The organism is Chromobacterium sp. Rain0013, assembly GCF_015291765.1.
Lineage (GTDB): Bacteria > Pseudomonadota > Gammaproteobacteria > Burkholderiales > Chromobacteriaceae > Chromobacterium > Chromobacterium haemolyticum.
The window spans coordinates 3,535,189-3,546,327 of record NZ_CP031514.1 but is presented as its reverse complement, the minus strand read 5'-3'; the positions used below and the strand labels follow the sequence as shown (position 1 = coordinate 3,546,327).

Genomic DNA, 11,139 nt, shown 5'->3' with positions numbered 1-11,139 from the left:
AACTGAGTCCTAGGAACGCAGGATATACATACGCTTTAAAGCGAAGCCCGTTCCAGAAATTTCCTGATCTCGAGCGAGTAGGCGCCAGGATGCGAGAACCTGAACATGTGGCCGGTGTGCGGCATGATGACTTCCTGCGAGCCCTTTATGCCGTTGAGGAGGATCTTCGCGGCCTCTTCGCCGATCAGCTTGTCTTCCCCGGGCGTCAGGATCAGCGTGGGGACCTTGATCTTCTTCAGCCGTGCCGTATAGTCCGCCTTTTCGATTGAGCGCATGCGATTGACGTAGGCTTTGTGAGGCGTTTCCTTGACGAAGAAGGCGCGAGTCTTCCCGGTAGACCAGGGAATCTCCCCCTCCTTGTCAAACGATGAAGCCAGCTGCGCTGCGTGAACCCGAAGGGTTATCAGTCGGTAAAACGGTCCGGGGAAGAATGGAGCAAGCGCTGCCAGCGTCTTGAGCAAGGGCGACGTGATCGGACTCTTTGCAAAACCGCCAGAGATCACCAGACCTTTAAGGCCCTTCGGCTGTTGCGTCGCCACCGCGATTGAGGAGACTGCGCCGTAGGAGTCGCCAACTAAGACATAGCTCTCCAAGTCCTTCACCTGGTCAATAATAAAATCGGCCAATGTTTCCAGTTCGTAGACATCGTCCGGCAAGCGCAGGGTGCGCATGGCGCGACCCCGCAAGCAGGTCAGTTGGTTAAGCTGCCACGGGGCCCCTGCGAAGCAAGGGATCATGACCAAGGTGGGCTCAGTTTTCATGGGGTGTTCTGGCGAGTTGAATAAACGACGACCCAACTCTAGGAGGACTACGGCATTCGATCCAATGGCATCTACGCATCATGTCGATGCACGAGATTCATGGCGCGGCACCGGCCGCAGCAAGCCCCCGCCGATGTCTAGCTGGCGATCATCATGTTTGTAATCCACTCAACGGAGGGCTCGTTGGCGCGCCCGCGGGCTCGAATAACGAGCACCTCCCAAGTTGGTAGCGCCAAGGGCAGCTCAAAAAGGCTAAGCTGGGCGGTCTCCTGCATCCGTATTGCGACCCGCTCGGCAACAACGGCAATCGATTCCGAAGCGCCTACCATGAACGGAACAGCCAGAAAGCTCGTGCAGACGGCGCTCACCTTGCGGGTATGACCGAGACGCTCCAAAGCATCGTCGACAGCGCCCCGTGTATCGCCGCGCGGCGATACCAGAAGGTGAGGCAGGCGAGCGAAGTCATCCAGATCCATGTGCAGCGTCTTGCCTCGCTTGATCAGAGCTGGATGACCCTTGCGTGCGATGCCGATAAAACGCTCCTTATGAACAAGCTGGCAATCAAAGCGCTGCGGGATCTGAGCAAAAGAGCCCGACCCCAGTACGATATCGAGTTCACCGGCGTCCAACATGCGCAAGGCGGATTCGCGATCGGCCGGCCTGAGCTTCAGTACGACGTCCGGTGCCGCGGCCTGGATCATGGCGAGAACAGGGGCGATGACGGTCAAGATGGCATGATCGGTAGCCGCTACGGAGAGCGTCGCTTGCAAACGGCCTGGGTCGAACGGGCCGCGTGGGCTGGCAACGAGCCTGACCGACTCGAGTGCCGCCGCCACTCTTGGCATTAGCTCTATAGTCAGAGGCGTCGGCACGATCCCACGTGGGTTACGAGTGAAAAGCGGATCATCAAAGGCAGTACGCAACCTCGATAAGGCGTGACTGGTTGCAGATTGAGACAAATGCAACCTTGCGGCAGCACGGCCGACGTGCCTTTCGGCCCACAGCGCCTCAAGGACAACCAGAAGGTTGAGATCGAAACGCGTCAGATCGAGGAGCTTCATGCTGTTTGGACCCTTTGTTCATAATTCGATGTACGGAGCTTTCGTACCGTCCTTTCGGGATGGTCACCGTACGCAATAAAGACAGCGTGGTATCTGGGGGCAATGCTTATCGGGCGCAGGCAGGAGAGCCGCCCGCAGCGTCCCGCGCGCGCCCGACACCAGTTCTAGGTCGTGCTCTTTCTCTTCGGTGCTTCCACGCGGCCGATCAAGCCCTCCGCAGGCTAGCTATTTGAGTGGTCGCTTCATCCGTTATCAACGGAGCAGTCTAGGCGTGCAAATCGATCAAGGAAGAAGGTCATGACATGGCGGTATGGTGGAATGCTATCGGACCATATCAGTCGTTCTCCTCGCAATAGCCAATTTACTGAAGAAGCCGGTTCTGTGGCTTATAAGTTAGGCGCGGCGGTTATCTAGGTGCAAAAGAGCTGTAGCGAGATCCCGGTGGTGATTAGACCGCCGGCGGCAAACCGGCATTGCGACGGAGGGGCCGTCGCTAGTTGTATCCGCTCATCAAATAGTCGCCGTTATCCCATTGCGCGGTGGTCTCTGGTTCATCTGATAACGCCAAAATAGCTGGTCGAGTTTCTTGCTGCCGTATTGGCCGCCTTGGTCGAAATGAAGCAACACGGGCTTGGGACCGCCAAGCTATCTATGCGCATGCTCAAGCGCGTGGATGAAGTCTGTATCCGACCACCCCTCTCCCTGCTCGTCACCCGACGAGCGAACAAATCCAGCGCCACGGCCAAGTGGCGCCAACAGCCAGCGACTTCCAGTGGTTCGTGCACCTCTCGTGTAGAGAAGCAGCTTCCATGTATGTCATTGGAATTAGCGGACAAAACCCTCCGAAAACCAAGCGCAGAACGAATATCCGGGGCGAAGACAGCCCCAAACGGGCTCTGCGGCATGGGCTGTTTTTAGGATTAATCCTATGTGGCCAAAGTAAGGGTCTGGATAGTATCCGCCTATGCAGAACCGGTAGCGATTGCGTCTGGTCTGTTGCCTCCTGAGTTCAGGTTGGCATTGAGTTCAACACTTTTAAGGTAACGATATGAAAAAGGCAGTAGCTCTCGCATTGATTTCTGGCGCAATGGTTCCCGGTCTGGCCTTGGCCGCGGATGGGAACATGAGCTTTACCGGCAATGTGACAGCCAATACCTGCGTGATTAACTCTCCTGATCTGACTATCGACATGGGCGACGTACCTGCCAGTGCGCTGGCAACTCCGGGCGCGCGTGCAGGCCAGACACGGTTTGAGATTGCGCTGACGGGGTGTACGGAAGGCGTGGCTAAGGTTGCCGCCAAGTTTGAATCAGGAACCGCGGATTTGAGCACGGGCAGACTAGGGCTAACCGCTGATGTTAATCAGGCGAAGAACGTACAGATCGCCATCTACGATATGGCTGACGCGGAGAACAAGTTTGGCCAAGCGCCGCCAACCTCTTCTTATCAGGACATCATCGGCGGCAGCGCCACCCTGCGCTATAGCGCGTGGTACGTTGCCACCGGAGTGGCCTCGGTGGGCACTGCCAATGCTGCGGCGACTTATACCTTGGCGTATGAATAAGGCGCTTCCATGATCTAAACGGATGCTTCACGGCGTAAGCCGAGGCTGCCATCACGCGCTATTAGGCTGGGCAGCCTTTTCGCTGACATTGGTATTGATCGCCACACATCTGTGTTGGAAGGAATAGGTATGCGCGGAATGCGCTTGTGAGGTCCGGAGAGGTTTGAAAATGAAAGTTCTTAGTGGTGCCGTCTGGTTGATTCTGCTTTTTCTGCACGCAAATTCTGCCACGGCAGCCGTCATGCTGTATGGCACCCGTGTCATTTATGATGCGGGAAAGCGGGAGCAACTAGTCCGCTTGAGCAATGAAAGCGACAGCCCTTTATTGATTCAGGCTTGGCTGGATGATGGGGTGGAAAAGGCAGTTGCGGAGCAGAAGGTGCCATTCATTCTTACGCCGCCGGTATTTCGCATGTCTGCACGGCAGGGGCAAGTTTTACGTATGCAATATACGGGAGAGGCCTTGCCGGAAGATCGTGAATCGGTTTTCTATTTGAATGTTTTGGAAATACCTCCCAAGCCAAAAATTGATAATGGACAGAATACCTTGCAACTGGCATTGCGCAGTCGCGTGAAAGTATTCTTTCGTCCAATAGCCTTGGCCGAAGGGCCTAAAGATTTGGGTGGCAAGCTGAAGTGGCGGCTGGTCAAAGAAAATGGGGCTACCGCCTTGGAGGTGCTTAACCCTACTGGCTTTTATGCGTCTTTTGCGAATGCGAGTGTTCAGGCAAAGGGCAAGCGGCACAGCTTGGAAACCAATATGTTGGGTCCAGGAGAAACGCGTATCTTTCATTTCACCTCGCAGGTGCCTGGAAACGTGGATATGGAGAAAGTGGAATTTAACCTGATAAACGATATTGGGGCGAACGCTTTCAGTATATTTACGCTGCAGGATAAAAATAAGAATTGAAAGACCGGAAGATGAAGCCTGCTCACCGTAAAATATCCGCCTGTCTTATTGTGTTCGCTTGTGGTGATGCTTCCGCGCGGAATTCCCCGCCTCAGGCTGAAAATAAACAAGAGGCCGTCATATTTAATGATGTTTTCCTGTTTGGCAGCGATAAAGTGGACGTCAGCCGGTTCGCTACGGAAACCCCGATTGAACCGGGCCTGCATCGTGTTGAACTCTATGTAAACAACGTCGGCATGCAGACTCGAGATATTCTTTTCGTCAAGCAGCCAGGACAGAGCAATGCCTATCCCTGTTTTTCGCAAAGCACTTTGCAGGCATTGGGTGTGGCGGTAGAAAAATTCAACGCGGATCAAAAGGCTCTGTTCAGCAAAGCCGATGACTGTGTAGCCATTAATTCGCTGTGGCCTGACGCTAGCAGCGAATATGACAGCGCGCAGCAAAGGCTTAACCTTAGCTTGCCACAGATGGCGCTGTCCAGGCGGAGCCGTGGTTATGTGGACCCGTCGCAATGGGATACTGGTCTGAATGTCGCCTTCGCCAACTACCGCGCGAATACCTACTATTCCGAACTGCAAGGTGGCGGTAGCTCACGCAGTGATTATCTTAATCTGACCGGTGGCATCAATCTGGCGGGAATGCAGCTTCGTTCTGAGGCGAGCTATACGGGACGTTCGAACGGCGACCATCGTTGGCAGAGTGTGCGCTCGTATCTGCAAGGTAGTTTGCCAAATTGGCAGAGCCGCTATGTTGTTGGGCAAGCCTTCACCAGCGGCCGATATTTTGATGCTGTGGGGTTCACTGGCGTGGAGTTGAGCCGAGACGAGCGCATGGTGCCGGATTCGGAGCGGGGCTACGCGCCGGTGGTGAGAGGAGTTGCGATGACCCAGGCGAAAGTGGCTGTTCGCCAGGGCAGCTATCTTCTCTTCGAGACCTCGGTGCCGCCTGGGCCGTTTGAGTTTGATGATTTGTACCCGACTGGTTACGGCGGGGATTTGCAAGTGGAAATCACTGAGGCGGACGGCAAGGTGCGCGTCTACTCCATTCCATATTCAGCGGTTCCAGATATGTTGCGTGAGGGGGTGAGTCGCTACAGCCTGACAGCAGGCCAGTTGCGCGACCCTTCCATACGGAGCCAACCCTATTTCGCTCAGTTGTCATATAGCGTTGGAGTGAACAGCTTTGTCACCGCTTATGGGGCAGGTCAACTAGCCCAAAATTATGCCTCCGGTTTGCTTGGGGTGGGCTGGAATACCTTTCTGGGGGCGATTTCGGCTGATGTGACTAGTTCACAAGCGCGGTTATGGAATGGCGAAGCCTACAGTGGCATGAGTTTTAAATTGAGTCACAGCTATCGTCTCACGGCGACGGACACCAGTTTTTCCCTGGCGGCATACCGTTACTCCACTGAACGGTATTTGTCCTTGCGCGACTTCGCTTACGCCAACGATTCTATCGCCAATAGAGATATGGCTTTGCAATTTCCCCGCCAGAAAAATCGTTTTGATATCACTATGAGTCAGGCCTTGGGTAGCAACGGACAGCTTTACCTTTCAGGCAGCACGCAAACCCAGTGGGCGGGTTCTGGAAGGAGCACACAGTACCAGCTTGGCTACTCTGGGTCGTATAAACACTACAATTTTACAGCCAGTATTGGGCGAACATTAAATGATGCCAATCAAGCGGCTAATCAATTATTCGTTGGGGTGACGATTCCATTCGACCATTCGTCCGGCTCCAAGCTGAACAGTGTCAGCAGCGTAAGCAGCAATGGGGGGGACTTTACGCTACAGACCGCTTTGAATGGCAGCCTGCCGCAAGACGATAGCGTGACGCTCGGGGCTTACGCCGGCTACGACAGCCAAGGTCGACAGTCCAACTGGGGAGCGAATGCGCAGAAGCAGTTCAGTAGCGTCAATTTACAGGGCTCACTCTCTCAGTCCGGTAGCTATAAGCAGTACTCGGCAGGTGCGGCTGGCAGCGTGGTGGCGCATCGCGGTGGGCTCTCTTTCGGGCAATCACTGGGTGAATCATTCGCCATTGTCGAGGCGCCGGGTGCCGCGGGTGCCGGCGTGCTGAATACGCGCAATGTGCAGGTGGATAGCAGGGGATTCGCTATCGTGCCGTACTTGACTCCATTTCGGATGAATGAGGTTGCCTTGTCGCCGGAAGGCATGGGCAGTGAGATTGAACTGAAACAGACCAGCAAAATGGCGGTCCCCTTGGGAGGCGCGGTGGTCCACGTTAAGTTTGAAACCCAGAGTGGTCGCAGTGTATTGCTGGAACTTCAACAGGCCTCGGGCAACCCGCTGCCCATCGGCTCAGATGTTTTAGATGAGGGTGGTGCGATTATCGGAGTGGTGGGGCAGGGTAGTCGCGCGTATTTCCGGGCGAGCGCAGACCATGGCCGGCTGAGGATCAAATGGGGTGAGCAACTCGCTCAGCGCTGTGTACTGGATTATGACTTGGCGCATGCCGAAAACCGTGGGGCATTAGCACTTGCCTCAGCGATTTGCGCCCCAGAGAAGGTGAATTGATGAATAGTTCGCAAAACAAAGGCATAGGCCGATATCAACTTGCCGGCGTACTATTGCTGCTGGTTTCAAGTAGCTGTCACGCGGCCCTCGCGGAGTGTTCCTGGAAGGGTTCCAATACCACCAATGTGGTGCAGATGCCATCCACGGTGTCTATCCCTTATAGCTTGCCGCTGTACAGTATCTTCCAAACCGCGCAGTGGTCGGCGCCCGCTCCCACCGGCATGACTGATGGCGACAAAGTGATCTTGCTATGCCGAAAACCGGGGGACCTGCAGTTGCTGGTAATGGCGGATCGGACAGCTCCGAACCCACGCGGTTCGTCGGGATTCATAGAAACGCTATCCAATGCGGTTAATGTCCGCTTTGTTTACGGGTATGACACCAGTAATAGCTCAATGTGGATGTCGGTGAAAAGTCCCGGCAATACGATCCTGATTCCCAATGCGGTGACTGTGGGGGATCAGGGAGAGGCGTTGAATCCCAGCGCCCCTAACACGGTGGGGGCGCCAGGAACTTACAGTGTCACCATCAACAAGCTGAAAGCGTTGACGCCGATGGTGGTGACGGTGGAACTGGAAAAGAACGCGAATACAGGTAGCGCCGCCAATTTTGGTGGTTACGATCGAGTCAGCATGCGAATGCAGCATACCAATTGGGGGGCCACTTCTACTGGCAGCCAGCTGTTGGGGCTGTTTCGTTTGTCCGCGACACGCTCAGTGATCGCGCCATGCGATCCTGTCTCCATTTCTCGACCTGTTCTGGATCTGGGGTCATACCCGCTGAAGCGTTTCACTGGGGTGAATACGGTCATGCCCAGCGTGCCGTTTACGGTGAGCATCAATTGCCCGTCAATGCCAACCACGGGCCGGGTGTACTATGGTTTCTCAACCGACTATGCCGACTCCTCCAGTCTAGATCTGATCGGTAATTTAGCGGGTGCAGGGAACGCCAGCGGCGTGGCTGTGGAGCTGTTGCAAAGTAATGCCAATACTAGACAGACGCTGTTGCGTGCGAATGATTTGACCACGAACTGGCTGGATACCGGTATCAGGTCGAATGCCAAGCAGACCGTGCTGTCTTTTCATGCGCGCATGCGTCAGACCAAACCGGTGGTGACGCCGGGGCAGATCAATGCTACGGCAACTTTTCTGATTAACTATCGGTAGGTGTGAGCGATGATTTGGCAGGCCTTTCACCGGCAAGGAAATGAAAGGCTAGCTTTCACCCTCCGAGATGTTCTTGGCAATGGCATCCAGTGCGGCGCGTAGTTGAGCTAAGGCGGGAGCCAAGGCATCCACTTGGTGTTCCACTAGGAGCTGTTCCAGCTTGCCGGCGACAGTGACTAATTCAGGAACGTCCATGCTGAGTGCCAAGCCGTAAATTCGATGAGCGTGTTGGCGGGCAACGTCCCATTGCTGTTGTTTGATGGCGGAGTCCACACCTGCAAAGTCTGCCTCGTTGTACTCGATGAACAGATCCCACAGGTTGGCATCATAAGAGGAGGGCGGTTTGGCTATTTTTTCTACCGAAACATCCGTTAACCACATGGAAAGAATTTTTTGCAGATCAGCCAGCCTTAGCGGTTTCACCAGCAGGCCATTCATACCGCTGGACATGCATTTTTCCTGATGCTGATAATCATTGGTGGCGGAAATGGCAATGATGGGAGTCAACGGTAAGTTCTCCGCTTTTTCTTCTGCTCGAATCCGTTGCGCTACCTCGTAGCCATTCACATCAGGTAGGTGGCAGTCCAGCAGGATCAGCTTGACGTCCGATAGCTCACGCAGGATTGACAATCCGCTCATGCCGTTGCTGGCAATGGAGACCTCGCAGCCTAGCTCTAACAGTTGATCACGTATCAGCTGCTGATTGGCGGGATGGTCCTCTATTACCAACACTCGTTGGTTGTAGCCGATCTCTGATCCACTTAATTCACCAAGGGGAACGATAGGCTCCTTGTTCAAAGGCCCACCGATTTCCGTTGGAATTTCAATGGTGAACGTCGTGCGGGAGTGCCCGTCGCTGTATAGACTAATCCGCCCCTTCATCAGTTCGACTAGGCGCTTGCTGATGGCCAGCCCCAAACCGCTTCCGCCAAACTGGCGATTGATGCTGGGGTCCGCCTGTACAAATGGGGAAAATACCGCTTTTTGAGCCTCCTCCTTAATGCCAATACCGGTGTCGCTAACCCGGCAGATGAGCATTCCGTGCGTTGGCTTCGCGCTATCCATGCGGAAACACGCTTGCAAAGTAATGCTGCCTTGCTTTGTGAATTTGATCGCGTTGGACAGAAGGTTGTGCAGCACACGCTGAAGATGAGAAGGATCCAGTAGCAGCGTACAGGAGGGTAGCTCGGTTGCGTAGTGCATCTGCAGCCCCTTGGTCTCGGCTGCCAGACGATACAAGGTTGAGAGACCATTTAGGATATTGCCAGCATCCACAAAGGACAGTTCCAGCGTTTCCTGTCCGGCGTCTAGCCGTGAGGTGCTCAAAATATTATTCAATAGTTGCAGTAGACTATTTGCGGCCAAGTTGGATTGTACAACCAGCTGGTGCTGTTTCTCGCTCATTGGCATGGCATGCAGCAATTCACCCGCAGCGATGATGGCATTCATTGGCGTGCGGATTTCGTGGCTAATCACGGCAAGAAATTCGCTTTTTGCCTCCTCGCCCATTTGTGCTTTGCGCATCAAAATATTGGCGCGACGCACGGTCCACAATAGCAAGAAAAAGGCGAGTAATAGTATGGCGCCCTCTCCAGCGTAAGTACGCATCACTGTGTAAGCGGTAGGTCTTGTCGCAATTTCGTTTTCCCAGTCGGTGCGAACATCATCCACGTCATCCGCGGTCATGTTATCCATGGTTTTCTGGATGATACGGTACAGCAGCGGCTGACTTTTACTGATGCCAAAGCTATAGATTGCATAATAGCCAGGCATTGACCCCGAGCTTTTGAGTTCGGGGAAACGGTGATTGAGCATGAAGCGTGCATAGGTTTCTGGAACTAGGGCAATATCTGCTTTCATGTCAACCAATGAGCGAAGAGTCATGGTCGAAGTATCAACGGGATAGAAACTCACATTTAGGCCATCGCGTGCCATCCATGAGCGCGAGTTGTCGTTGAAGATAAAAGCCAGAGTCAGACCTTGTAGATCGTTGGCATTATAGATGGGCTTTTGATTGCGTCGGCTTATCACCATCAATGACTGCGTGGAGTAGGGTTGAGTGAAATAGTAGTTCTTATTCAGGCTAAGCTGGCTTATTGTGTCTTGATTGACACTGGCAAGCATGGGGGGCTTGCTGCTGGCAAGCGTCGTTACCCACTCCTTGGCTGAAGGTTGGAGGGTGAATTTGAAACGTAGCCCAGTTTGACGCTCGATGTGTTTCAGGTAATAGTATTCAATGCCGCGGAAACGTACTTCTCCGCTTTTGTTGCGGAGAACCGGAGTGGTGCGGAGCAGGTAAACCTCGACCTCCCTGTGCTGGGCTATCCAGTCTTTTTCTTCTTGATTGAGGTTGGTATGCAGTCCATCTATTCCGCAGGCTTGTAATTGAGTCAGTAGAATAAAGCACAGACCCCGGTAGTATTTTTGCACCATCACCTCAGCTTCGCATTCAGGACAAACAACTCCTGATCAGTTTGGATTCCCAGCTTTTGAAATGCAGCATGCTTTTGCGTGCTGATGGTTTTAATGCTGCGTGAAAACTTCTCCGCAATCTGTTTAGTGCCCATTCCGTCCAGACAGCACCTTACTACCTCACGTTCGCGAGGTGATAGTTTGGCAAAAGGGTCTAGAGCGGAAACATCTTTTTTAACTAGCGTGGAAACATCTTTTTTAAAGATGGTGTCGGAGAGCAGAATGTTGAGTTCGCTCATGACCTGTGGAGTTAGATAGATGCGACCGGCATTGACGGTGCGAATGGCGGCAGCCAAAGCTTCCACGGGTTGGGATTTGCTGAAAAAACCTCGTGCGCCAGCCTTTAGCATAATGTTGATGGTACCGGGTAGATCACTGGCGGAGAGGACGAGGATTTTGCAACTGGGATAGCGCACTCTGATGGATTGAATTAGATTCAAGCCATCTATCTCGTTGTCGCTCAGCGTAAAATCCATCAACAATACATCTGGTATAGATTCCCGCAATGCGGCCAGTAGCTGTTGGCTGCTCGCATAGCTTCCCGTAATTTTCAGATCTGGGTATGCCATTAACTTTACTTCTAACCCAATCCGGATCAAATCATGATCATCTAGTATGATTATACTTATTTTTTTCCGCATGCTTTTGTCAATTTAAATTACATTGCC

The 11,139-nt window shown here is 53.5% G+C and carries 8 protein-coding genes; 4 read left to right on the top strand and 4 right to left on the bottom strand.

Going from position 1 to position 11,139, the window contains the following annotated elements; all coding sequences use genetic code 11:
* Positions 1 to 35 precede the first annotated feature (35 nt).
* Together DXT74_RS16350 and DXT74_RS16345 are read right to left on the bottom strand one after the other, a co-directional pair.
* Positions 36 to 671, bottom strand: a complete 636-nt coding sequence (locus DXT74_RS16350) for an alpha/beta fold hydrolase (protein WP_196783779.1) — start codon at positions 669 to 671, stop codon at positions 36 to 38.
* A 227-nt stretch (positions 672 to 898) separates the two neighbouring features.
* On the bottom strand, positions 899 to 1,822 hold the full coding sequence (locus tag DXT74_RS16345; RefSeq protein ID WP_194426491.1) for a LysR family transcriptional regulator: 924 nt from the start codon (positions 1,820 to 1,822) through the stop codon (positions 899 to 901).
* A gap of 1,048 nt (positions 1,823 to 2,870) precedes the next feature.
* Between DXT74_RS16345 and DXT74_RS16340 the strand changes: the two genes are divergently transcribed.
* From DXT74_RS16340 to DXT74_RS16325, 4 genes are all read left to right on the top strand, one after another.
* A complete protein-coding gene (locus tag DXT74_RS16340; RefSeq protein WP_194426490.1) occupies positions 2,871 to 3,386 on the top strand; it encodes a fimbrial protein in 516 nt (171 codons plus the stop codon).
* A 169-nt stretch (positions 3,387 to 3,555) separates the two neighbouring features.
* Positions 3,556 to 4,296, top strand: coding sequence for a molecular chaperone (locus DXT74_RS16335; RefSeq protein ID WP_194426489.1), 741 nt, complete (start codon positions 3,556 to 3,558; stop codon positions 4,294 to 4,296).
* Positions 4,297 to 4,307: 11 nt separating this feature from the next.
* Positions 4,308 to 6,833, top strand: a complete 2,526-nt coding sequence (locus DXT74_RS16330) for a fimbria/pilus outer membrane usher protein (RefSeq protein WP_194426488.1) — start codon at positions 4,308 to 4,310, stop codon at positions 6,831 to 6,833.
* Entirely contained in the window at positions 6,833 to 7,999 is a 1,167-nt protein-coding gene (locus tag DXT74_RS16325; protein WP_194426487.1) for a fimbrial protein, read from the top strand. Before DXT74_RS16330 ends, DXT74_RS16325 begins: the two co-directional genes overlap by 1 nt.
* Before the next feature lie 48 nt (positions 8,000 to 8,047).
* Here the strand turns inward: DXT74_RS16325 and DXT74_RS16320 are convergent, their stop codons facing one another.
* Both DXT74_RS16320 and DXT74_RS16315 read right to left on the bottom strand, forming a co-directional pair.
* Positions 8,048 to 10,432 (bottom strand): ATP-binding protein, encoded by a 2,385-nt coding sequence (locus DXT74_RS16320; RefSeq protein ID WP_194426486.1) that lies wholly within the window; start codon positions 10,430 to 10,432, stop codon positions 8,048 to 8,050.
* Positions 10,432 to 11,112 (bottom strand): response regulator transcription factor, encoded by a 681-nt coding sequence (locus DXT74_RS16315; RefSeq protein ID WP_196783778.1) that lies wholly within the window; start codon positions 11,110 to 11,112, stop codon positions 10,432 to 10,434. The genes DXT74_RS16320 and DXT74_RS16315 overlap by 1 nt, the downstream gene beginning before the upstream one ends.
* Positions 11,113 to 11,139: the final 27 nt, after the last annotated feature.